The organism is Marinobacter fonticola (genome assembly GCF_008122265.1).
GTDB classification, from domain to species: domain Bacteria; phylum Pseudomonadota; class Gammaproteobacteria; order Pseudomonadales; family Oleiphilaceae; genus Marinobacter_A; species Marinobacter_A fonticola.
Genome location: NZ_CP043042.1, coordinates 2,385,616 through 2,408,640, shown reverse-complemented (window position 1 = coordinate 2,408,640; position 23,025 = coordinate 2,385,616). Strand labels below are relative to the sequence as shown.

At 57.3% G+C, this 23,025-nt stretch carries 17 protein-coding genes; 15 read left to right on the top strand and 2 right to left on the bottom strand.

What is annotated here, in order from left to right; genetic code table 11:
* The first annotated feature begins 10 nt into the window (after positions 1 to 10).
* From FXO11_RS10675 to rluB, 10 genes are all read left to right on the top strand, one after another.
* The gene (locus FXO11_RS10675; RefSeq protein WP_148862956.1) at positions 11 to 715 is read left to right on the top strand and encodes a succinate dehydrogenase iron-sulfur subunit; all 705 of its coding nucleotides are present in this window, start codon (positions 11 to 13) and stop codon (positions 713 to 715) included.
* A gap of 315 nt (positions 716 to 1,030) precedes the next feature.
* Positions 1,031 to 3,868: a 2-oxoglutarate dehydrogenase E1 component gene (locus tag FXO11_RS10670; RefSeq protein ID WP_148862955.1), complete on the top strand. Its 2,838-nt coding sequence runs from the start codon at positions 1,031 to 1,033 to the stop codon at positions 3,866 to 3,868.
* Positions 3,869 to 3,894: 26 nt separating this feature from the next.
* Positions 3,895 to 5,157, top strand: a complete 1,263-nt coding sequence (gene odhB / locus FXO11_RS10665; RefSeq protein ID WP_148862954.1) for a 2-oxoglutarate dehydrogenase complex dihydrolipoyllysine-residue succinyltransferase — start codon at positions 3,895 to 3,897, stop codon at positions 5,155 to 5,157.
* Between the two features lie 37 nt (positions 5,158 to 5,194).
* A complete protein-coding gene (gene lpdA / locus FXO11_RS10660) occupies positions 5,195 to 6,637 on the top strand; it encodes a dihydrolipoyl dehydrogenase (protein WP_148862953.1) in 1,443 nt (480 codons plus the stop codon).
* A gap of 318 nt (positions 6,638 to 6,955) precedes the next feature.
* On the top strand, positions 6,956 to 8,122 hold the full coding sequence (gene sucC, locus FXO11_RS10655) for an ADP-forming succinate--CoA ligase subunit beta (RefSeq protein ID WP_148862952.1): 1,167 nt from the start codon (positions 6,956 to 6,958) through the stop codon (positions 8,120 to 8,122).
* Positions 8,122 to 8,994, top strand: coding sequence for a succinate--CoA ligase subunit alpha (gene sucD, locus FXO11_RS10650; protein WP_148862951.1), 873 nt, complete (start codon positions 8,122 to 8,124; stop codon positions 8,992 to 8,994). The genes sucC and sucD overlap by 1 nt, the downstream gene beginning before the upstream one ends.
* Positions 8,995 to 9,213: 219 nt before the next feature.
* A complete protein-coding gene (locus FXO11_RS10645; RefSeq protein WP_264766224.1) occupies positions 9,214 to 10,389 on the top strand; it encodes a tryptophan--tRNA ligase in 1,176 nt (391 codons plus the stop codon).
* Positions 10,390 to 10,415: 26 nt separating this feature from the next.
* On the top strand, positions 10,416 to 11,288 hold the full coding sequence (locus tag FXO11_RS10640; RefSeq protein WP_148862950.1) for a segregation and condensation protein A: 873 nt from the start codon (positions 10,416 to 10,418) through the stop codon (positions 11,286 to 11,288).
* A gap of 55 nt (positions 11,289 to 11,343) precedes the next feature.
* On the top strand, positions 11,344 to 12,009 hold the full coding sequence (scpB, locus tag FXO11_RS10635) for an SMC-Scp complex subunit ScpB (RefSeq protein WP_148862949.1): 666 nt from the start codon (positions 11,344 to 11,346) through the stop codon (positions 12,007 to 12,009).
* Between the two features lie 31 nt (positions 12,010 to 12,040).
* Positions 12,041 to 13,072, top strand: coding sequence for a 23S rRNA pseudouridine(2605) synthase RluB (gene rluB / locus FXO11_RS10630; protein ID WP_148862948.1), 1,032 nt, complete (start codon positions 12,041 to 12,043; stop codon positions 13,070 to 13,072).
* Between the two features lie 11 nt (positions 13,073 to 13,083).
* Here rluB and FXO11_RS10625 read toward each other — a convergent pair whose 3' ends face one another.
* The gene (locus FXO11_RS10625) at positions 13,084 to 14,067 is read right to left on the bottom strand and encodes a GGDEF domain-containing protein (RefSeq protein WP_148862947.1); all 984 of its coding nucleotides are present in this window, start codon (positions 14,065 to 14,067) and stop codon (positions 13,084 to 13,086) included.
* 220 nt (positions 14,068 to 14,287) lie between these two features.
* The gene (locus FXO11_RS10620) at positions 14,288 to 14,971 is read right to left on the bottom strand and encodes a hypothetical protein (RefSeq protein ID WP_148862946.1); all 684 of its coding nucleotides are present in this window, start codon (positions 14,969 to 14,971) and stop codon (positions 14,288 to 14,290) included.
* 389 nt (positions 14,972 to 15,360) lie between these two features.
* On the opposite strand from FXO11_RS10620, the gene dbpA reads away from it, so the two are divergent.
* The 5 genes from dbpA (at position 15,361) to smc (ending at position 22,875) form a co-directional block, all read left to right on the top strand.
* Positions 15,361 to 16,737 (top strand): ATP-dependent RNA helicase DbpA, encoded by a 1,377-nt coding sequence (gene dbpA / locus FXO11_RS10615; protein WP_202980218.1) that lies wholly within the window; start codon positions 15,361 to 15,363, stop codon positions 16,735 to 16,737.
* A gap of 73 nt (positions 16,738 to 16,810) precedes the next feature.
* Positions 16,811 to 18,061: an RNA polymerase sigma factor gene (locus FXO11_RS10610; protein ID WP_148862944.1), complete on the top strand. Its 1,251-nt coding sequence runs from the start codon at positions 16,811 to 16,813 to the stop codon at positions 18,059 to 18,061.
* An 86-nt stretch (positions 18,062 to 18,147) separates the two neighbouring features.
* The gene (locus tag FXO11_RS10605) at positions 18,148 to 18,552 is read left to right on the top strand and encodes a YciI family protein (RefSeq protein WP_148862943.1); all 405 of its coding nucleotides are present in this window, start codon (positions 18,148 to 18,150) and stop codon (positions 18,550 to 18,552) included.
* 105 nt (positions 18,553 to 18,657) lie between these two features.
* On the top strand, positions 18,658 to 19,341 hold the full coding sequence (locus FXO11_RS10600; protein ID WP_148862942.1) for a GntR family transcriptional regulator: 684 nt from the start codon (positions 18,658 to 18,660) through the stop codon (positions 19,339 to 19,341).
* A 36-nt stretch (positions 19,342 to 19,377) separates the two neighbouring features.
* Positions 19,378 to 22,875 (top strand): chromosome segregation protein SMC, encoded by a 3,498-nt coding sequence (smc, locus tag FXO11_RS10595; protein WP_148862941.1) that lies wholly within the window; start codon positions 19,378 to 19,380, stop codon positions 22,873 to 22,875.
* Positions 22,876 to 23,025 lie beyond the last annotated feature (150 nt).

Sequence of the window (23,025 nt, the reverse complement as noted above, 5' to 3'; positions counted from 1 at the left end):
TGACGCAAGAATGTTGGTAAGCGTATATCGGTACAATCCCGAAACTGACAACGCGCCTTACATGCAGGATATTGATCTGGATGTTCCTGAAGGTAGGGATTTGATGGTGCTGGATGTGCTGGCTCTTCTTAAAGAGAAGGACCCGTCACTGGCTTATCGTCGCTCCTGCCGCGAAGGTGTTTGCGGTTCCGATGGCCTCAACATGAACGGCAAGAACGGCCTTGGCTGTATCACGCCGCTCTCGGAGGTGGTCAAGAAGGACAAGCTGGTTATCCGTCCGCTTCCGGGGCTACCCGTAATCCGGGACCTGGTGGTCGATATGAGCTTGTTCTATCAGCAGTACGAGAAAGTGCAGCCATACCTGATCAACTACGATCCGGAGCCGGCCATCGAGCGCCTGCAGTCTCCAGAGGACAGGGAGAAGCTGGACGGCCTGTATGAGTGTATTCTTTGTGCGTGCTGCTCTACTTCTTGCCCGTCGTTCTGGTGGAACCCCGAGAAGTTTGTCGGCCCGGCCGGCCTGCTTCAGGCGTACCGGTTCCTGGCGGATAGCCGGGACCAGGCGCAGGACGAGCGCTTATCTGACCTTGATGACCCGTTCAGCGTATTCCGCTGCCGTGGCATCATGAACTGCGTCAGCGTTTGTCCAAAAGGGTTGAATCCGACCAAGGCTATCGGTCATATTCGGAACCTATTGCTGCAGCGAGCCACTTAATCTGCAAAGAGTGGCATAAAAGCTACACTGTTCTGATGAATCCAGTCTTCCTTTGCCAATGGGTTTAGGCTATCGAGCACTTAAACCATTGGCTAATACTCAACGGCGAGTAAGGAAGGCAAACTACGGAAGCCGTTTCGTGGACACAAAATGTTCGCGATACGGCTTTGCTGAGTTTAACCACCGGGGAACGGAAAACATCCGTGCGATCTCTGTGGTGGCAGCAGTCATCGGTTAGTTTTTTGGGTGACTGTCGTTTATCCCCCCTGCCATCCAGGGTTGCTCCCCGCACCAGTCCGAGGTGAGCTATTCAAAATGCATGAAAGCATCATGGAGCAGTTATGGCAGACCTCCCATCTTCAAGGTGGGAATCTGGCCTATGTTGAAGAGCTTTTCGAAACCTACCTGAGCGACCCCAACGCTATTCCCGAGGAGTGGCGAAATTATTTCGACAAACTGCCCCGTGTCGACGGTTCTCCGGGCAGGGATGTTTCCCACACCGCCATCCGCGAACAGTTTGAGCATATTTCTCGCAACCAGCGCCGACTAGCCGCCGGTGGCGTCCCTGCGTCAGCAACATCCGATGCCGATCGCAAACAAATCCGGGTTCTTCAGCTCATTAACGCGTTTCGTTTCCGCGGCCACCAGCAGGCCAGTCTCGATCCGCTCGGTGTGTGGGCGAGGCCGGAAGTTGAAGACCTGAATATTGGTTTCCACGAACTGAGTGAAGCGGATCTGGATCTGGAGTTCCAGACCGGCTCTCTCAGCTTCGGCGCCGAAACCATGAAGCTACGCGATATTGTCGATGGCCTGAAGCAGACCTACTGCAACAGTATCGGCGCGGAGTACATGCATGTCGTGGATACCCGCATCAAACGCTGGTTCCAGCAGCGTATGGAGCCCGCGCGGTCCCGTCCCGAATATGAAGCCAAGACCCGCCGCCACATTTTCGAGCGCCTTACGGCCGCTGAAGGTCTGGAAAAGTACCTCGGTTCACGTTATCCCGGCGTCAAGCGCTTTGGTCTGGAAGGGGCCGAGAGCCTGATTCCGTGCGTCGACGAATTGATTCAGCGTGCGGGTGGCTACGGTGCGAAAGAAATTGTTATCGGTATGGCTCATCGCGGCCGTTTGAACGTGCTGGTGAACACCCTGGGTAAGAATCCGCGTGAGCTTTTCGACGAGTTCGAAGGCAAGAAGCTGGCTGACGCCGGTTCCGGGGATGTGAAATACCACCAGGGCTTCTCCTCCAACGTGATGACCGAAGGCGGAGAAGTGCACCTGGCGCTGGCCTTTAACCCATCACACCTGGAAATCGTTTCACCAGTAGTAGAAGGTTCCGTCCGTGCGCGCCAGACCCGTCGCAACGACGAGAACGGTACTCAGGTTGTGCCGATCATCATGCATGGCGATGCGGCTTTCGCCGGCCAGGGCGTGGTCATGGAAACCTTCCAGATGTCCCAGACTCGGGGCTATGGCGTGGGTGGCACGATCCATATCGTTATCAACAACCAGGTTGGTTTCACCACCAGTAAGCAAGAAGATGCGCGCTCCACCGAGTATTGCACCGACGTCGCCAAGATGGTTCAGGCGCCGATCCTGCATGTCAACGGTGACGATCCCGAAGCGGTGATGTTCGCCACGCAGATGGCCATGGACTATCGCAACGAGTTTAAGCGCGATGTGGTTATCGATTTGGTCTGTTATCGCCGTCGCGGCCATAACGAGGCTGACGAGCCGTCCGCCACCCAGCCTGTCATGTACGAAAAGATCCGTAAGCGCAAGACCACGCGCGACCTCTATGCCCAGCAGCTCGTTGAAGCCGGCGTGATTGGCGAAGACGACGTTAAGTCGATGGAGCTGGAGTATCGTGATGCCCTCGATAAGGGCGATCATGTTGTTAAAGCGCTGGTCAAGGAGCCCAATAAGGAGCTTTATGTAGACTGGCACCCGTACCTGGGGCATGAGTGGACCGCTAAGTGTAAGACCAGCGTTGCGTTACGTACGCTGCAGCGCTTGGGCAAAAAGATGGGCCAGCTCCCCGAGGGTTTCGCCGTTCAGCGTCAGGTGTCCAAGATCGTTGACGACCGAAAGAAGATGACCCAGGGCGCGCTACCGATCAACTGGGGCTACGGCGAAGTCATGGCCTACGCGACACTGATCAACGAAGGACATCCTATCCGCCTTACGGGTCAGGATGTCGGGCGCGGTACCTTCTCCCATCGTCATGCGGTGTTGCATAACCAAAAGGACGGTACGACCCATATCCCGCTAAAGGATATCTCCGAGAACCAGCCTCGATTCGATCTCTACGATTCGCTGCTTTCCGAAGAAGCGGCCATGGCCTTCGAATATGGCTATTCGACAACCACACCGGACGCGTTAATTGTCTGGGAAGCTCAGTTCGGGGACTTTGCCAACGGCGCCCAGGTCGTTATCGATCAGTTCCTCACCAGTGGTGAGCACAAGTGGGGCCGTCTTTGCGGTTTGACGCTGTTGCTTCCTCATGGTTACGAGGGGCAGGGCCCGGAGCATAGCTCCGCCCGTATCGAGCGCTTCCTGCAGATGTGCGCCGAGCACAATATCCAGGTTTGCGTGCCGACGACGCCGTCCCAGGTCTTCCACATGCTGCGCCGCCAGGTTAAGCGACCACTTCGTAAGCCGCTGGTAGCCATCACACCGAAGAGCCTCTTGCGTCACAAGGAAGCGACATCCGGGTTAGACGACTTGACCCACGGTACCTTCCAGACGGTTTTGCCGGAGAAGGAGCCACCCGATGCCAAAAAAGCGCGTCGCCTGATTCTCTGTAGCGGTAAGGTTTATTTTGACCTGCTGGAGAAGAAAAAGACCGATGAACGGGACGATGTCGTTATCGTTCGACTGGAGCAGCTGTATCCGTTCCCGGCGGACGATCTGGATGAAGTGCTCAAGCCCTATGGCAAGTTGACGCAGGCGGTCTGGTGTCAGGAAGAGCCTATGAACCAGGGAGCGTGGTATTCGAGCCAGCATCATATGCGCCAGGCGCTTCATCGCCATAATCCGAAGCTGTACCTGCAGTATGCCGGGCGCGCTGCCTCCGCAGCCCCCGCCTGTGGACACCTTTCGGTGCATATTGAAGAGCAGAAGAAACTGGTCAACGACGCGTTTGAAGTCTGACGACTTACCGAATTTAAGGATCCGAGATGTCAACTGAAATTAAAGCTCCCGTATTTCCAGAATCCGTTGCCGAAGGCACTGTAGCGACCTGGCATAAGAAGCCGGGCGAAGCCTGTGAGCGTGACGAGCTGATTGTCGATATCGAAACCGACAAAGTTGTCCTTGAAGTTGTTGCTCCTGCAGACGGGGTTATCGAGGAAATCGTCAAGGATGAGGGCGATACCGTCGAAAGCGGAGAGGTTGTCGGTAGGTTCAAAGAAGGCGCCTCCGGTGGCGCTTCGTCGGAAAAGTCCGAAGACAAGACAGAAAAAAAGGAAGAGGCATCTTCCGGCTCTGACGAGAAGCCTGCCGAACCCAAGAAGGAGGCTGCTGCCGGTGGCGAAGCGATCCTGAGTCCGGCGGCGAGAAAACTGGCTGAGGAAAACGATGTCGATCCCAATTCCGTTCAGGGAACGGGCAAAGACGGTCGTGTAACCAAGGAAGACGTGCAAAAGCATGTCGAGTCAGGCAGCAAAGCCGCTGAGGCACCTTCTGTTTCTGCAGCGCCTCCCAAAGCTGAGGTCCCGACATCCGATATTAGTCCGGGCGAACGTGCCGAAAAGCGCGTACCGATGACGCGCCTGCGTGCAAGTATCGCCAAACGTTTGGTGAACGCCCAGCAAAGTGCGGCCATGCTAACGACCTTCAACGAGGTCAACATGAAGCCGGTGATGGATCTGCGCAAGCAGTACAAGGAGAGCTTCGAGAAGCGTCACGGTATTAAGCTGGGCTTTATGTCCTTCTTCGCCAAGGCCGCTACCGAAGCATTGAAGCGTTTCCCGGCCGTTAACGCCTCCATCGACGGCAACGATATGGTCTATCACGGTTATCAGGATATCGGCGTTGCCGTGTCGACCGACCGCGGTTTGGTGGTTCCGGTAGTGCGCGACGTCGATGGTCTGGGCCTGGCGGACATCGAGAAGAAAATCGTTGAGTACGGCACCAAGGCGAAGGGCGGTAAACTGGGCATCGAGGAGATGACCGGTGGTACTTTCACCATCACCAACGGCGGTATTTTTGGTTCGCTGATCTCCACGCCGATCCTGAACCCGCCGCAAACTGCGATTTTGGGCATGCACAAAATCCAGGAACGTCCGATGGCGGTCAACGGCCAGGTAGAAATCCAGCCGATGATGTATCTCGCACTCTCATACGATCACCGCATGATCGACGGCAAGGAAGCAGTGCAGTTCCTCGTCGCGATCAAGGAAATGATTGAAGATCCGGCGCGCATCCTGCTGGATGTCTGATCGGGTCCATCAACACATTTTAGGAACAGGATAAGTCATGTCTGATAAGTACGACGTTATCGTCATCGGTGCGGGCCCTGGCGGCTACGTAGCTGCCATCAAAGGCGCACAACTGGGTTTGAAAGTTGCGTGTGTCGAGAATTGGACCTCGGAGGATGGAAAGCAGCAGGTGCTCGGTGGCACCTGTCTGAATGTGGGCTGTATCCCGTCCAAGGCACTGCTGGAGATTTCCCACAAGTACGAAGATGCCAACCATCACTTTGCCGAGCAGGGCATTGAGGTGAAGGACGCCTCCATGAATATCGGCAAGATGATGGAGCGTAAGGAAAGCATCGTTAAGCAACTGACCGGCGGTATCGCGCAGCTTTTCAAGGCTAACGGCGTGGCCCCGATTCACGGGCGCGGCCGTGTTCTGGCTAACCGTCAGGTCGAAGTGACAGACAACGATGGCAAGACCAAGAACTACGAAGCCGACAACATTATCATCGCGACTGGCTCGAACCCCATTGAGATTCCCCCGGCACCGCTGACCGAGGGCTTCATCGTCGACTCTGAGGGTGCGCTCGAGTTTGAAGAAGTACCCAAGCGGCTGGGTGTGATCGGGGCCGGTATCATCGGTCTCGAACTCGGTAGCGTGTGGGCTCGCCTGGGGTCCGAAGTGACCATGCTGGAAGCGCTGGACACATTCCTGCCAGCCGTAGACCAGCAGTGCGCCAAGGATGCTTTGAAGCAGTTCAAGAAACAGGGGCTCGATATCAAGCTGAAAGCCCGTGTCACCGGAACTTCAGTCAAGCGCAATCTGGTTAACGTCACCTACGAAGACGGCAAGGGCGAACAGGAACAGAAGTTCGACAAGCTGATCGTCTGCGTTGGTCGTCGTCCTAATACCGATAACCTGCTGGCAGCGGACAGTGGCGTTAACCTCGACGAGCGCGGCTTTATCTTTGTCGATGACTATTGCCAGACCGATGCACCGGGCGTTTGGGCTATCGGTGACGTGGTCCGGGGTCCGATGCTGGCGCATAAGGCGTCCGAGGAAGGCATCATGGTCGTCGAGCGCATTGCCGGCCATAAGCCGCAAGTCAACTACGACGCTATTCCCAACGTTATCTACACCCATCCGGAAGTGGCTTGGGTCGGCAAGACTGAAGAGCAGCTCAAGGCCGAAGGTGAAGCGTACAAGGTAGGCACCTTCCCGTTCGCGGCTAATGGCCGTGCGATGGCGGCTAACGCGGCCATGGGGCTGGTCAAGATCATTGCCGATGAAAAGACCGACCGCATTCTTGGTTTCCATGTCACCGGCCCGCAGGCCTCCGAGATTGTCGCCCAAGGCGTGATTGCCATGGAATTCGGTGCCAGTGCAGAAGATCTGGCACTGACTTGCTTCGCGCATCCGACACTTTCGGAGTCGGTCCACGAGGCAGCTCTTGCAGCAGGAAGCGGCGCCATCCACGTCGCCAACAAGCGCAAGAAAAAATAATAACGGGTGGCCGGGGCAACCCGGCTTGGCTCGCACAGACGGAGAGGGGCGCAACGTGGCGCCTGTGGTTTCAGCAGGACGCTCTCTCGGCGCGGTGCAAGTGATCAATCGATGAGAGCTTCGCGCCACCGTATTTGCGGTGGCACAAGGAGCCGGGCTCGATTGCGTCGTCCGGGTGTATCCTGATGATTCCGATGCGCCGGTCCAGAATTCGCGGTACGCGGGTTCACATTCCCAGGGGGGTAACGACAGGCGCTGCGAGAAGCGGCTTCGGTTGCTCCAGAATGGTTTTCCTCCATATAAGAGTGGGATAACGCTATGAATTTGCACGAATATCAGGGCAAGCAGCTATTCGCTGAATACGGCCTGCCGGTTTCCAAGGGCATCGCCTGCGATACGCCGCAGGATGCTGTTGCTGCAGCTGCTGAGATCGGCGGCGACCGCTGGGTCGTCAAGGCTCAGGTTCACGCCGGTGGCCGTGGTAAGGCTGGTGGCGTCAAGCTCGTCAGCAGCAAAGACGAGATTCGCGAGTTTGCCGAGTACTGGCTGGGTCGCAACCTGGTGACCTACCAGACGGACGAGAAGGGTCAGCCGGTCAGCAAGATCTTGGTTGAAGACCTGACCGACATCGACCAGGAGTTGTACTTGGGTGCGGTCGTCGATCGCGGGACCCGTCGGATCGTGTTCATGGCATCGACCGAAGGCGGCGTCGAGATTGAAAAGGTCGCCGAGGAAACCCCGGAAAAGATCCTCAAGGCGGAAATCAATCCCCTCGTAGGTGCGCAGCCTTACCAGGCGCGTGAGCTGGCCTTCAAGCTGGGCCTGAAAGGTGACCAGATCAAACAGTTCACCAAGATCTTCCTGGGACTGGCGAAGCTATTCGAAGACAAGGATCTGGCGCTGCTGGAAATCAACCCGCTCGTGATCACCGAGCAGGGCAACCTCCACTGTCTGGATGCCAAGATTAACGTCGACGGCAACGCCCTCTACCGTCAGTCGCAAATTCGTGAGATGCACGACCCGTCGCAAGAAGATCAGCGTGAAGCCGATGCCGCCAAGTGGGAGCTGAACTATGTGGCGCTCGACGGCAACATCGGTTGTATGGTCAACGGCGCCGGCCTGGCGATGGGCACCATGGACATCGTCAAGCTCAATGGTGGCCAGCCGGCCAACTTCCTCGATGTCGGTGGCGGTGCGACTAAAGAACGCGTGACCGAGGCTTTCAAGATTATTCTGTCCGACAGTGCCGTTCAGGCGGTTCTGGTGAACATCTTCGGTGGTATCGTTCGTTGCGACATGATTGCCGAAGGCATCATCGGTGCCGTTAAGGAAGTCGGCGTCAAAGTGCCTGTCGTGGTACGCCTGGAAGGCAACAATGCCGAACTGGGTTCCAAAGTGCTGGCAGACAGCGGCCTGAACATCATCGCGGCCACCAGTCTGACTGATGCTGCACAGCAAGTCGTTAAAGCCGCGGGAGGTAAGTAATGAGCGTCCTGATTAACAAAGACACCAAAGTGATCTGCCAGGGTTTCACCGGTGCCCAGGGCACTTTCCACTCTGAGCAGGCCATCGAATACGGCACCCAAATGGTCGGCGGCGTGAGCCCCGGCAAGGGCGGTACCGAACACCTCGGCTTGCCCGTGTTCAATACTGTGCGTGAAGCCGTCGAGTCGACCGGCGCTACCGCGACAGTCATCTACGTTCCAGCGCCGTTTTGTAAGGATGCCATCGTCGAAGCTGCGGATGCCGGTATCGAGCTGATTGTCTGTATTACCGAAGGTATCCCCACGATCGATATGCTCTACGCCAAGGAGTACGTGGATGTCAAGGGCGTACGCATGATTGGTCCGAACTGTCCGGGCGTCATTACTCCGGACGAGTGCAAGATCGGTATCATGCCCGGCCACATCCATAAGAAAGGGCGTGTGGGAATCGTTTCCCGTTCAGGCACCCTGACTTATGAAGCGGTCAAACAGACGACTGATTTCGGTTTCGGTCAGTCTACCTGTGTCGGTATTGGCGGTGACCCGATTCCGGGTTCCAACTTCATCGATATCCTGAAGCTGCTGCAGGAAGATCCTGAAACCGAAGCGATCGTCATGATCGGTGAGATCGGCGGCACCGCGGAGGAAGAAGCCGCGGAGTTCATCAAGGACAACGTCACCAAACCGGTCGTGTCTTATATCGCGGGCGTTACTGCGCCTCCGGGTAAGCGCATGGGCCATGCCGGTGCTATCATCGCCGGCGGCAAGGGCACTGCTGACGACAAGTTTGCCGCACTGGAAAGTGCCGGCGTTAAGACCGTCCGCAGTTTGGCCGAGATCGGTCAGGCGCTCAAAGAGGTGACTGGCTGGTAAATTAACCGCCTGATCCCCAAACCCCTGTTTTCCCCAAAGGAAAGCAGGGGTTTTTTCGTTTAAGGGGGTATGTTTGCTGTCTGGCTAGGCGATTCGCCGTTTTCACGTTAACCTGACCGGCTTATCCGTCTATAATCGCGGGCTAAAGCTAGCCTCAAACATTCATAAGGAGTTCATGCTTTGAGTTCTGTAGATCCCCAGCAGCGCGTGCTGTCTGGAATGCGTCCTACCGGTAAACTGCACCTGGGTCACTATCACGGCGTACTGAAGAACTGGGTCAAACTCCAGCATGAATTCGAGTGTTTCTTTTTTGTCGCTGACTGGCATGCGCTGACGACCAACTACGATGATCCGCGCGGTATCGAGGAAAGTGTTTGGGAAATGGTGATCGATTGGCTAGCTGCCGGAGTCAACCCGGGGTCTGCGACGATATTTGTCCAGTCCAAGGTGCCCGAGCATGCCGAATTGCATCTTCTACTTTCCATGATCACGCCGCTGGGATGGTTGGAGCGGGTGCCGACCTACAAGGATCAGCAAGAGAAACTACGTGAAAAAGACCTCGCAACGTATGGTTTTCTCGGCTATCCCTTGCTGCAAAGCGCCGATATCCTGATGTATCGGGCCGGCCGGATTCCGGTGGGCGCCGATCAGGTTTCCCACGTTGAGATTACCCGAGAAGTCGCGCGTCGCTTCAACCACATTTACGGGCGGGAGCCAGGGTTCGAAGAGCAGGCGGAAGCTGCCATCACCAAGATGGGTAAGAAAAACGCCAAGCTTTACCGCACGCTCAAGCGCAAATATCAGGAAGAGGGCGATGTTGAGGCTCTCGACCGCGCCCGGGCTCTGCTCAAGGAGCAGCAAAACATCTCGATGGGCGACAGCGAGCGGCTTTACGGCTATATCGAGGGTGGCGGTAAGGTTATCCTGCCCGAGCCTCAGCCATTGTTGACGCCAGAGTCAAAAATGCCAGGGCTGGATGGGCAGAAAATGTCCAAGTCCTATCACAACACCATTGGGCTACGTGAAGAGCCGGATGCCGTGGCTCAGAAGATCCGTGTGATGCAGACCGATCCTGCGCGAGTGCGGCGTACGGACCCCGGCGAGCCGGAGAAATGCCCGGTGTGGGGCCTGCATAAAGTCTATTCCGACCAGGATACCCAGGAATGGGTCCAAAAAGGCTGCCGCAGCGCGGGTATTGGTTGTCTGGACTGCAAGAAGCCGGTAATCGATGCCATCGTCGAAGAGCAGCGTCCGCTCCATGAGCGCGCCCGGGAATACGAGAGCAACCCGGAGTTGATTCGCTCCATTATCGAAGAAGGCTGCGAACAGGCGCGTGATGCCGCCCGGGAAACTCTCGATGAAGTGCGTCAGGCCATGGGGCTGGCGTACCGTTAAGGGGCGTGCCTGAGCCGGGAGACAGAATGACCGAGAAGCAAGGCCTCCAGGAGGCGAATTCCGTTCCCGATCCACAACAGGATCCTGCGGAAGCGCCGGCTTCCGCAGAAGCCTCAGCCGAAGCTCAGGCGATCGCACGGGTCTCGGGTAAGCCGCTCAGGGATTTGCCGCAGGATCTGTATATTCCACCGGACGCCCTTGCCGTTTTTCTCGAGGCCTTTGAAGGGCCGCTGGATTTGCTGCTCTACCTGATCCGCCGTCAAAACATGGATATCCTCGACATCGATGTCAGCGAAATCACTCGCCAGTACATGGAATATATCAACGCCGTCGAGGCCATGCGCTTTGAGTTGGCGGCAGAATATCTGGTTATGGCGGCCACGCTCGCTGAGATTAAATCGCGCATGCTATTGCCGCGCCAGGAAAGCGAGGAAGAAGACGAGGTTGACCCCCGGGCCGAATTGATCCGGCGGCTTCAGCAGTATGAGCGTTTCAAGAAAGCGGCGGAGGACTTGGATGCCGTGCCGCGAATGGAGCGCGACACGTTCGGTTCATCGGCGGCATTACCCAGACTTCCCGGTAGTCAGGTTCACCCCGATGTGGAGTTGAAGGACATGTTGCTGGCGTTGCGTGATGTCTTACATCGCGCCGATTTGTTCACCAGTCACCACGTGGAACGGGAAAAGCTGTCAACTCGCGAGAGAATGTCTCACATCCTGTCGTGTCTGACGGATGACAGGTTCGTTAATTTCGAAAGTTTATTTACGGTCGAAGAAGGCCGTTTGGGCGTGGTCGTGACCTTCCTGGCGACGCTCGAGCTGGTCAAAGAGCAGTTGATCGAAGTGGTTCAGGCCGAAGTGCTGGGGCCCATTCACGTGAGAGCGCGGGCGGTGAACTAGCATCCCTTACTAGTGCCCCTTGTAAGGGACGGTAGCTTAAAAGGGTTAAATCAGAATGAACGAAGAGCAGATCCGTCGGATCCAAAATATCATTGAAGCGGCGCTGCTGGCCGCTGGCAAGCCATTGAGCCTTGAGCAGATTCGAGACCTTTTTACGGAAACGGAGAGGCCTGCCCGCCAGCTTATCGAACACGCCCTGAGTCAACTGGAATTGGCCTGCGCCCATCGCAGCTACGAATTGCGCAAGGTATCCAGCGGCTATCGCTTCCAGATCCGCGAAGAGTACGCCACCTGGGTTGGTCGCCTATTCGAGGAAAGGCCTCAGCGCTATTCCCGGGCACTGCTGGAGACTTTGGCGCTAATCGCCTATCGCCAGCCAATCACCCGCGGTGAAATTGAGGACATTCGGGGTGTCACCGTCAGCACCACGATTGTTCGGACCCTGATGGAGCGTGAATGGGTGAGGGTTGTCGGCCACAAGGATGTCCCCGGGCGTCCGGCGATGTACGCGACGACCCGTCAGTTTCTCGACTATTTCAGTATGACGTCGTTGGAACAATTACCGCCGCTATCGGACATTCGGGATCTTGAAGAAATCGGTCGCGAGATTGAGGCGAAAATCCAGGCTGAAATTCAGTTTGACACGCCCAGCCCGGATGGAGAGGATGCCGCCTCTCCGGGTGACGATCATGACGAATCCATATCCGGAACCCTGCATTAATCCGGTTACTCGACAGGCTTAAGGAAAATCCATGGCGCCTAAGCGCAACCCCCGAAAAGCTCCAGCAGAGCGGCCGGTACCCTCGAAGCACCAACCAACGCGCAAGCCACTGCCGCCCGAACGTCTGCAGAAGATCTTGTCACGTGCTGGCGTGGGCTCGCGGCGTGAGGTTGAAGCCTGGATCGAGGCCGGCCGGATTACCGTCAATAAAGAAGTCGCGGTGCCGGGTCAGAAGGTCACTGTCAGCGACTCGATTCTTCTGGATGGCAAGCCTATCAGTATCGAGGCGGCCCAGGCTCCGGTTCGTCGGGTGTTGATCTACAACAAACCGGAAGGTGAAGTGACGACCCGTAGTGATCCCGAAGGGCGGCCCACAGTGTTTGATCGCCTGCCCCGGCTCAAGGACCAACGCTGGATCGCCATTGGGCGGTTGGATATCAACACCACGGGGCTGATGTTGTTTACCACCGACGGTGAGTTGGCCAACCGGCTGATGCACCCGTCCTACGAAGTTGACCGGGAATATGCCGTTCGCGTCTTCGGCGAAGTGAATGAGGACATGCTCAAGCGGCTTCTCGACGGCGTGCTGTTGGACGATGGCATGGCTCACTTTTCCGATATTTCATCGGCGGGTGGTTCAGGCATCAATCAATGGTTCCATGTCACCTTGTTTGAGGGACGTAACCGGGAGGTTCGCCGCCTCTGGGAATCCCAGGGCGTCAAGGTTAGCCGATTGAAACGGGTCCGGTTCGGACCGGCCTTCTTACCGAGTCGCCTCAGCATGGGGCGCTGGGAAGAGATGGATCAGAAGGCGGTCGATGCACTGAGTCACAAGGTTGGACTCGAACCCTTGGCGCTGCCCGCCAAGACTCCCGGCGAGGAGGTCGCACAGCAGCGCCAGCAGCGCAAAAAACCTTCCCGCGGACCGGGGGGGTATCGCAAAGGCAGCGTGTCTACACGACCGCAGGAACGCACCGAAGATAAAGGTAATAAGACCAAACGCGCTCCCGGCAATGCACCTAGCCGTCGGGGCAAGCCGGGGACGGGAAAACCGGGACGTTAATAACGCCCGGCCTATTTCCTTGCGGCATCGATGGAGGTGACGTCGGCCGATACACCAGGCTGCGCCGCTCGCGTGCAGTTGCGCCCCTCGTGCTTCGCGCGATAGAGCGCGTCATCCGCCCGATGGAACCAGGCATCAGCCGATTCGTTCTTAACGTGGACGCTTACACCGGCACTCGCACTGACGCGGGCTGTCGAGCCGCCAACTAGCGTGCCGGTGAGCGGTAGAGTGATCATCGCGATGGTGTCGCGGATCCGGTCGGCCACACGAATGCATTCTGCTTCGCCCACATGGGGCAATATAATTCCGAATTCTTCTCCGCCGATACGAAATACCGCATCGCTACTGCGGGTCGCGTCCTGGATGGCCAGGGCTGCGGCACGCAGTACCTGATCGCCGGTCAGATGTCCGTAGGTATCGTTGACCTTTTTGAAATGGTCCAGATCGCAAAGAATGAGTGTGCAGGGTTTGCCGTGACGGTTGCCCAAAGAGGCCTCTCGATTCAGCGCATCATCGAATGCACGCTTATTGGGAATGCCCGTAACGACGTCGGTCAATGCCGCGCGACGCACGGATTCGTGGTGACACCCGTTGCGAATCGCATGGATCGCGCTACCCAGCATTTGCTCGATGACGGTCAGCTCCTGCTCGGCAAACCGCATGCGGCGGAAGACCCGTAGAGTGCCGAAGTTCTCTCCCGCCATCGTCAGGCTGTATTCACACCGGTGGTTTCCGCCTTGTCCGGCTGCCAGCTCGATGGGTATGCCCGCAATCGAATGGCTATACGTCAGTCGGTCGAAAGGCACCACGGAGCGCAATTCTTCAGCGAAGATGGCGATAAGCTCGTTCAGCTCAAGGGTTGTTATCAACCGGCGGCATAGACGTGCGAACACATCGTTGTCGTTCTGCCACGCCCGGCTTAAACGCTCGAGGTCAGCCAGGGCCTGCTCACGTTGGCGCGCATTGGAGGACAGGTGTGATGGAGTAGACGGCATATACAATACTCTTATCAGGTCTAGCGCTAAATAAGCACTATTCATGCCTGAATTATAATATGTATATTAAACAGTTTATTGTGGGCGTTTGGTTGCAGTCACCGGCAAGTATTTGCAGGGGCCGGCGAGAAATTGACAGTCGCGGTTTAGCCGATGGGATCGGCAATACAGGGTCTTATGCCAGCGAACGACAGCGAGTACGACGCCTTTGCAACAACCTTTAAAGGCCCGGAGCGCCGGGCGGAAGGGTGCGACGACGGATGGCATCCACAAGCTGATTGACCAGTTCGGTCGCTTCGCTGTCGTAGAGCATCCGCCATTTATGGCGCAGCGTTTCCGGTTGAGTCTCTATGCCTTCCGCCCCAACGGCCGTTTGTGACTGGCCACGATCGAGATATTGACAGGCGGTCAGATGTGCCTTGATCTCGACATCGAGCAGCTGGCTGAGCAGCCTGTCGATATTTTCGTCGAAGAAAGGCCGCATCCGGTTGACTTGGCTGCGTACTTCCAGCGCGGCGTGCCGGGCCGCCAAACGGCTCTCACTGTGAGATTCGCGGTTATCGACTGCGCGCAGGAAAGTGCCTACCTTGTCATGCAGCGTCCAAATCAACGGCCAAAGCGTTTCGTAGACTGCGCGCTCAGCAGCGAACTTCTCGGGTGACGGTTCAGGTGCGTGGCCACTCTTCAACGGCTGATCTGCTGACGGAGCAGGATCGAGGCGTAAGGTGTCCAGTTCGTGCCAGAGCGTATTAAGGCGATGGTCGATGTGATCCACATCGCTCAAAGCTTGCTGAACTTTGCGGTTAATGAGGAAAAAGGCGATGAGTGCCAGAAGGCACAGCAATCCACCGACCACCAACAACGGCTGCGGTCCGATCAAGCTGAGAATGCCATCAGATTCCATCGGAACTTCTCCTTTATGTTGAGCAAAAAAACTCGCCAGTTCTCTGAGCCAAGCCCTCTAAATATGCGGGCCGGTCGGGCGTTCTGGACCTGCTCAAACGAATTCTAGTCTCTCACAGGCTTGGAACTTGAGCCAGAAAAGGTCAATGACAAGTGTTTAAAGACGACGCATCAGCGTTGCGCCCGTGTTTCTTAACACTCTGTTCCTTAATACAGGGGACCCTTAACACAAGGAACCTTCGCAAAAGCTCTATCCATGGGTAAGGCTCCGGACTTCGGTAAGCCGCCGATAAGGGTTAGTTCGGAAGCTGAGAATCTGGAGTTCCTGTAGAATAGAGGGTTCATTTTCAGGCGTCGTTCTGGCGCCATCGTCACAGGGATATATTGTTCATGTCCGATTTTAGCCAGCTTCGACTACGTTCCGATCTGCTGGGCAACCTTGCGTCGCTGGGCTATGAAGCCATGACTCCCATCCAAGCAGCCAGTCTGCCGCATGTCCTGAACGGCCGCGATGTTATCGCCCAAGCTCGCACGGGCTCGGGCAAAACGGCCGCCTTTGGACTCGGGCTGCTCGATAAGCTCGATGTCGAGCGTTTCCGCATTCAGTCACTGGTGCTCTGTCCCACGCGGGAGCTGGCGGATCAGGTGGCCCGGGAATTACGCAAGCTGGCGCGCGCCATCCACAACATTAAAATTCTGACGCTGTGCGGTGGACAGCCCATAGGTCCACAGATCGGCTCCCTGGAGCATGGCGCGCACATCATTGTCGGTACGCCGGGTCGTGTTGGCGACCATATCCGCAAAGGCACGCTTCAACTCGATCATGTTGCGATGCTGGTGCTGGACGAGGCGGACCGAATGCTGGATATGGGCTTCCAGGATGAATTGGACTCGATCGTAGGACAGCTTCCGGCCTCCCGCCAAACGCTGTTGTTCAGCGCGACCTATCCCGAGCAGATTGCGAGTATTGCCGAGCGCGTCATGCACGACCCGGAGCGCATCGAGGTCGAAACCAGCCATTCCGGTCAGTCGATCCAGCAGCGTTTCTATCCCGTCAACAACGACGACGAGCGGATTGAAGGGCTTCGTTTGCTGTTGATAAAGCATCGCCCGGATTCGGCCATCGTATTCTGCAACACGAAGGTGGAGACAGAAACGGTTGCCGATGCGCTTCGCAGTATCGGCTTTACGGCCTTGCCACTGCACGGCGACCTGGAGCAAAAAGCCCGAGACCTGGTGCTGGTGCGGTTCGCCAACAAGAGCGCGACGGTCTTGGTGGCCACGGATGTCGCTGCACGTGGACTGGATATCGACGATCTCGACGCCGTATTCAATTTTCATGTGGCGCGCGACCTGGATGTACACGTTCACCGGATTGGCCGGACAGGCCGGGCGGGGAGCACCGGGCTGGCATTCACCTTCTTTTCGGAGAAGGAGCGGTACAAAATCGATGCACTGGCGGAACGAACCGGCATAAAGATTAAAGAGGCCAGTCTTCCCGCGGCCAATCAGCGCAATCAGACCACTTACAAGCCACCGATGGTGACCTTGCAGATCGATGGTGGTAAAAAACAGAAAGTGAGGCCCGGCGATATTCTCGGCGCCCTGACCGGTGAGGACGGAGTACCCGGTAAAGCCGTCGGCAAAATAAATGTTACGGATACAAATGCCTTTGTCGCCGTAACGCGTGACCATGCAAAACAGGCACTTGCCAAGCTTTCTTCAGGTAAGCTGAAAGGTCGTTCGTTCCGGGCCAGGCGTATATAACCGTCGCCAAGTTGCCTTTGACATCAAGCGTGGTCGTCAAACCAAGGGCGACAGTGACACCGAGGAGCGCAGGATGCGCGACCGTATCGAGGCAATCTACGCCCGGGATTCGCGCCGGGTACTGGCGACGCTGATTCGGCTGCTCGGGGACTTCGAGCTGGCCGAAGAAGCCCTGCACGAAGCATTTGTCTGCGCGGTTGAGCAGTGGCCGGAGAAAGGCGTGCCTGCCAACCCCTCCGCCTGGCTGGTTTCTACCGGCCGCTTCCGCGCCATCGACCAGATTCGCCGGCGTGCGCGTTTCGAAAGGGTGACCCGGCAGATGGGTCTGGAAAGTGCCGGGAGTATTGGGAGTATTGAGAGTACCGACCAGTACGAAGACGCCGAGGTACTGGAGGACGATCAACTGCGGCTGATCTTTACCTGCTGCCACCCCAGTCTGGCGCCAGAAGCGCAGGTCGCCATGACCCTTCGGGAAGTCTGTGGCCTGACGACCGAAGAGATTGCCAGAGCCTTCCTGACCACACCGTCCACGCTGGCCCAGCGTATTGTGCGCGCCAAGAACAAGATCCGTGACGCTCGCATCCCCTACGAAGTACCCGGACCCTCCCAGCTCGGCGAGCGGCTGGATGAGGTTCTAAACGTCGTCTACCTGGTGTTTAACGAAGGGTACTCCGCATCGGCAGGTGAAACCGTGACTCGTCGCCATCTGGCGGATGAAGCTATCCGCTTGGGGCGCCGGCTGCTGGAACTGCTGCCTGAACCCGAGGTGCTGGGTCTGCTGGCGCTCATGCTGCTACACGACGCTCGCCGCAACGCCCGCATGAATAATGACGGCGACCTGATTCCGTTGGATAAGCAAGATCGTGCACTATGGAATAGAGCGCAGATTGCCGAAGGTGCGGACTTGGTGACCCGCGCATTGAATACCCGGGCGTTTGGCGCCTATACCTTGCAAGCGGCTATTGCGGCCGTACATTGCGAAGCTCCCAGCGCCGAGGCGACCGACTGGGTTCAGATCGCCGGGCTGTACGAAGCGCTACTGCAACATGCCCATACCCCCGTTATCGAGCTGAACTACGCGGTCGCAATCGCTATGCGCGACGGGCCGGCTGCGGGGCTCGTGCGGGTCGATGCCTTGCTGGAGGATCGTCACCTGCGTAAGTACCATCTGGCCCATGCTGCGCGGGCGGATTTTCTGCGCCGTCTCGATAGGCCGGAGGAGGCGTTGGCCGCCTACGAGCAGGCCCTAAGTCTGGCCGAGCAAGGACCGGAGCGTCGCTTCCTTCAGGCTCGCACCGAACAAATGGCAGCGCTGCTTAAATAAGAGCAAGAAAACGTGTCGCCTGTCGATTTATCCTCGATTTGTTCGACTACCCATTGAAATCAACAGAATCAATGAAGGGGCAGCTCATGAAATACCTGGCACTGGTTTACTACGATGAGAGCATCGTCAAAGGGATGTCGAGCGAGGAGTGGGCATCACTCAACCGTGAATGTCTGGCTTGTGTCGATAACCTGCAGACCCAAGGCCACTTCCTGGCCGGTCAAGCGTTACAGCCCGTGGAGACGGCATCCACCGTGCGTGTGCGGGACGGCAAGGCGACCATCATCGACGGCCCGTTCGCCGAAACCAAGGAGCAGTTAGCCGGTTTCTACATGCTCGACGCCCGGGACCTGAACGAGGCGCTGCAATTGGCGCAGAAGATTCCGCCGGCCCGTCTAGGCTCTGTCGAGATCCGACCGGTTCGGGAGATTGAGCCATTTGCCGATGCGACTTTTACCGACGATCGTCCATGGCGCGAGGGTGCCGGTTGATTGGGCTGGGGCTGGAAGACACGTTGCGTACTCCGCGTGGACTTGTTCGAGGCAGCCTGGGGTTGTGTTACACTCCGGCGCTAATTTACAGCCATGAAGTAAGCCATGCGGTTTCAAGCGCCAGAAAGCCTTTCCGAACAGATTGCTCAGCATCTAGGTCAGCGCATTATTGTTGGCCAGCTACGTCCGGGTGATCGGATTCAGGAGCTTCGCATCGCCGGCGAACTGGACGTCAGTCGAGGGTCTGTGCGTGAATCGCTCTTGATACTGGAACGGCGCCACCTGATCGAAATTTTCCCGCGAAAGGGCGCCGTGGTTTCCCAGTTGACACCCGAATGGGTGAACAGCCTCTACGACATTTATATTGAATTGCTAAGCATGCTGGCGCGGCGCCTGGTTTACGCCACTGAAGGTACGGATCTTTTGCCTTTGGTTAACCAGGTCCGGTCGCTGAATACAATGATCGACACTGGCGATCAACCCAACGAGGGTATTATCGACGCGGGTTTCGAGATTATGCGGCTCGCTTACCGCATCGTGGACAATCCCTTCCTCGAAGAAACGCTGGAAAATTTCAAGCCTGCAATCAGTCGCACCTATTATCTGGCGATGGATCATTTCCGGGGCGAGATTGCCGAAACCCGTCGCTTCTTTGCAAAGCTGGCCGAGGCTGCCGCCGAGCGGGACCCGGAAAGGATGGCCGGAGCCATCCGGACGTTCGGCGAGCATCAGCGGAAATTGGTGCTCCGCACCCTACAAACCGAAGACAACGCTGCCCGCCACGGATAAGCAGCAGAGATTGGCAGATTAGGATTACGGGCAGTCATGCGTCTTAAATCAATCAAGCTCGCCGGTTTCAAGTCCTTCGTCGACCCGACGACGGTGCCTTTCCCATCGAACATGACCGCCGTTGTCGGCCCCAATGGCTGCGGTAAATCGAATATTATCGACGCGGTCCGCTGGGTCATGGGTGAAAGTTCCGCCAAGTATTTGCGTGGCGAATCGATGACCGACGTTATCTTCAACGGGTCCAGTGCGCGCAAGCCGGTGGGCCAGGCCTCCATCGAACTGGTATTCGACAATGCCGACGGCTCCGCACCGGGAGAGTTCGTCAAGTTCACCGAGATTTCCGTCAAACGCCGGGTTTCTCGCGAAGGGCAGTCGGAATACTTCCTTAACGGTTCCAAATGCCGCCGTCGGGATATTACCGATCTGTTCCTCGGTACGGGGCTGGGACCGCGCAGTTACGCGATAATCGAACAGGGTATGATCTCCCGCCTGATTGAAGCCAAGCCGGAAGAATTGCGGACCTATATCGAGGAAGCGGCGGGTATTTCCAAGTATAAAGAGCGGCGTCGGGAAACCGAAAATCGCATTCGCCGGACCACGGAGAATCTCGAGCGCCTCACCGACTTGCGTGACGAGTTGGGGCGGCAACTTCAGCATCTGCAGCGCCAGGCCCAGGCCGCGGAACGTTACAAGACACTCAAGCAGGAAGAAAGACAGAAAAAGGCCGAGTTGACGGTACTGCGTTGGCAGTCTTTGGACCGCGAACTGCAGAAAGCCCGTGAACGCACGCGCGATACCGAGCTTGAGCTGGAACGCCTGCTTACCGAACGCGTCAATCTAGAAACCCGGCTTGAGGGACTGCGCGAAGACCATCAGGAACGCACCGAGCATTTCAACAAAGCCCAGGCGCGTTACTACGAGGCGGGTGCCGATATCGCGCGGATCGAGCAAAGCCTGGAGCATCAGCGTGAACGATCCCGCCAAATGGCTGCGGAGCTGGATCAGGCTCTGGCCAATCAGCGCGAGCTGGCAGAGGAACTGGGCGCCGACGAAGAGAAGATGCATAGCGTCGGAGAGGAATTGGCGATACTCGAGCCTGAGCGTGAAGAGTTGGCCGCCCGGTCGGAAGCCTCGGCAGACGCCTTGCACGACGCTGAGCAGGCCATGGGCGACTGGCAGCAGGAATGGGAAAGCTTCAGCAGCCGCGCCTCGGAAGCACGCCAGCGTGCCGAACTTGCTCAATCCCGTATCCGTGCGACTGAAGATGCCATAGATAGCCTTAAGACCCGTTTGCAGCGTCTGACCGACGAGCGGGAGCTGTTGGAAGGGCAAATCAACCGGGAAGAACTCGACGAGCTGCGCGAACAACGCGAAATACTGGCGATGCGTCGAGAGGAAGCGCAAGAGCAAATCGAAGCTGCCAGTCTGGATTTGCAGACAGCTCGGGATCAACAGGGCGACGTCGAAACCGAAAGTAGCGATCTGCGCGAGCGGTTGCAGACCGCACGCGCCAATTTGACCTCCCAGGAAGCGCTGCTGGCCGAGCAGCTGGGTAGCAACGACGATGCCTTGCAGACGTGGTTGCAGGACAAGCAATTGGCCGATTGCCCGCGCTATGCACAGCAGATCAAGGCAACTGGCGCCTGGGCGTATGCTGTGGAACAAGTTTTAGGGAGCTTCACTCAGAGTGTTTGTGTCGACGCCGTCGATTCCCTGGCCGGCATGTTAGGCAATGCCCCACGAGGCTTGTCGCTGGTGATGCCCGGCGCCGTGGAACAGCGTGCCACACCGGGGCGGCTTTCCGGTGAAGTCCGGGAATCCGGCGGTTTACATGGGTTTCTCGATTCCATCCATACCGCAGATACACTGGACGATGCGTTGGCCCGGCGGGATGGCCTGGCGCCGCACGAGAGCCTGCTAACCCGGGAAGGGATCTGGATGGGGCGCCACTGGCTGAAAACGCCGGCGTCCGACGAAGGGCAGGTGGGAGTGATCGCGCGCCAGGAAAAGGTTGAGGCCCTCAGCGAAGACGTTGCCGAATTGACCGAACGTTGGCAGTTGTCCAGCGAGCGACTGACCGATCTTAAAGAGCGGACACAGGCGGCGGAGATGCAGCGTGACGATGCGCAGCAGCGACTTTCGGAGGTTGATCGGGAGCTTAGCGCTATTGGTTCGCGCACGAGTGGACTGGAAGCCCGCGCCGAACAAATCGAATCGCGCCTGGGACGTATCGATGACGACACCACGGATGTCCGCGAGCAGCTTGAGGCAGAGCGCGGGAAACTCGAGGATGTGAGCTCGGTATGGCAGGAGGCGCTTAACGCTACCGAAGACCATGCCAACGAAAAGGAATCGCTCCTTAATCGTCGGGACTCGGTGCGGGAAAGACTTGATCAGATGCGACACCAGGCCCGCCATGATCGTGATCACGCCCACCAGGTGGAATTGCAGATCCAGTCGCTGCAAAGCCAGCATAGCGGTCTGAAACAGACTCTCGACCGCATGCAGCTGCAAAGAGAACGCCTGGAAGAGCGCATCATGGTGTTGAAGGAAAACCGCGAGAGTGCCGAGGAGCCCATCGAGGATTTGTCTCTGCAACTCGAAGGCCTGCTGGATCGCCGTCTGGCGGAAGAGGAGAAACTGGGCTCGGCCCGGGATTCGCTGGAGGAAATCGACAGCCAGGTGCGGGCGTTGGAGCAGAATCGCAGCCGTATCGAGCACCAGATTCAGGACATTCGCGCCAGTCTGGAGAAGGTCAAGATGGAGTCCCAGGCACTGGAAATCCGTTCCAGCAACCATTTGGAGCAGCTACAGGAACTGAACGTCAAGCTCAGTGAAATCCTGGAAACGTTGCCTGAGGACGCAACCGATCAGGTGTGGTCCGAAGAGTTGGAGCGCATCGCCGGACGCATCCAGCGCCTGGGTGCCATCAATCTCGCGGCAATCGACGAATATCAGGTTCAGAGCGAGCGTAAGACCTACTTGGACACGCAGCACGAGGACTTGATCGAAGCGCTGGACACCCTGGAAACGGCGATCCGCAAAATCGACCGTGAAACCCGCCAACGCTTCAAGGAAACCTTCGACAAGGTGAACGGTGGACTGCAAGCCCTGTTCCCGAAGGTGTTTGGTGGTGGCAATGCCTACCTGGAACTCACCGGCGAAGATTTGCTGGAAACCGGCGTGACGATTATGGCGCGGCCGCCGGGCAAGAAGAACAGTACGATCCATTTGCTTTCCGGTGGCGAAAAGGCGCTGACGGCCATCGCGCTGGTGTTCTCCATCTTCCAGTTGAATCCGGCGCCGTTCTGTATGCTTGACGAGGTCGATGCGCCGCTAGACGACGCCAATGTGGGCCGTTACGCCAACATGGTGAAGGAAATGGCATCCCAGGTGCAGTTCATTTATATCACCCACAATAAGATCGCCATGGAAATGGCCGACAAGCTGATGGGGGTGACCATGCATGAACCGGGGTGTTCGCGACTGGTGTCGGTTGATGTGGAAGAGGCCGCCGCGCTGGCCGAGGCCTAAGGAACCGTTGAGAACCGCCTAATGCCCTTCCATAGCCGGACTGCCTTGTCGGCGGATGAAGGGGGCTCTTGTGGCTGGAAACGGGTATCCAGAGGCTCCTACACTTTGCATGGGTCTAGTGGGCTCCAAAACGCAAACGTCAATTTTATG

Coding starts and splice junctions, on each gene's coding strand:
- sucC (WP_148862952.1), top strand. CDS start 6,956: ATGAATTTGCACGAATATCAGGGCAAGCAGCTATTCGCTGAATACGGC.
- lpdA (WP_148862953.1), top strand. CDS start 5,195: ATGTCTGATAAGTACGACGTTATCGTCATCGGTGCGGGCCCTGGCGGC.
- FXO11_RS10640 (WP_148862950.1), top strand. CDS start 10,416: ATGACCGAGAAGCAAGGCCTCCAGGAGGCGAATTCCGTTCCCGATCCA.
- FXO11_RS10605 (WP_148862943.1), top strand. CDS start 18,148: ATGAAATACCTGGCACTGGTTTACTACGATGAGAGCATCGTCAAAGGG.
- scpB (WP_148862949.1), top strand. CDS start 11,344: ATGAACGAAGAGCAGATCCGTCGGATCCAAAATATCATTGAAGCGGCG.
- FXO11_RS10610 (WP_148862944.1), top strand. CDS start 16,811: ATGCGCGACCGTATCGAGGCAATCTACGCCCGGGATTCGCGCCGGGTA.
- FXO11_RS10675 (WP_148862956.1), top strand. CDS start 11: ATGTTGGTAAGCGTATATCGGTACAATCCCGAAACTGACAACGCGCCT.
- FXO11_RS10620 (WP_148862946.1), bottom strand. CDS start 14,971: ATGGAATCTGATGGCATTCTCAGCTTGATCGGACCGCAGCCGTTGTTG.
- sucD (WP_148862951.1), top strand. CDS start 8,122: ATGAGCGTCCTGATTAACAAAGACACCAAAGTGATCTGCCAGGGTTTC.
- rluB (WP_148862948.1), top strand. CDS start 12,041: ATGGCGCCTAAGCGCAACCCCCGAAAAGCTCCAGCAGAGCGGCCGGTA.
- FXO11_RS10645 (WP_264766224.1), top strand. CDS start 9,214: ATGCGTCCTACCGGTAAACTGCACCTGGGTCACTATCACGGCGTACTG.
- FXO11_RS10670 (WP_148862955.1), top strand. CDS start 1,031: ATGCATGAAAGCATCATGGAGCAGTTATGGCAGACCTCCCATCTTCAA.
- dbpA (WP_202980218.1), top strand. CDS start 15,361: ATGTCCGATTTTAGCCAGCTTCGACTACGTTCCGATCTGCTGGGCAAC.
- odhB (WP_148862954.1), top strand. CDS start 3,895: ATGTCAACTGAAATTAAAGCTCCCGTATTTCCAGAATCCGTTGCCGAA.
- FXO11_RS10625 (WP_148862947.1), bottom strand. CDS start 14,067: ATGCCGTCTACTCCATCACACCTGTCCTCCAATGCGCGCCAACGTGAG.
- smc (WP_148862941.1), top strand. CDS start 19,378: ATGCGTCTTAAATCAATCAAGCTCGCCGGTTTCAAGTCCTTCGTCGAC.
- FXO11_RS10600 (WP_148862942.1), top strand. CDS start 18,658: ATGCGGTTTCAAGCGCCAGAAAGCCTTTCCGAACAGATTGCTCAGCAT.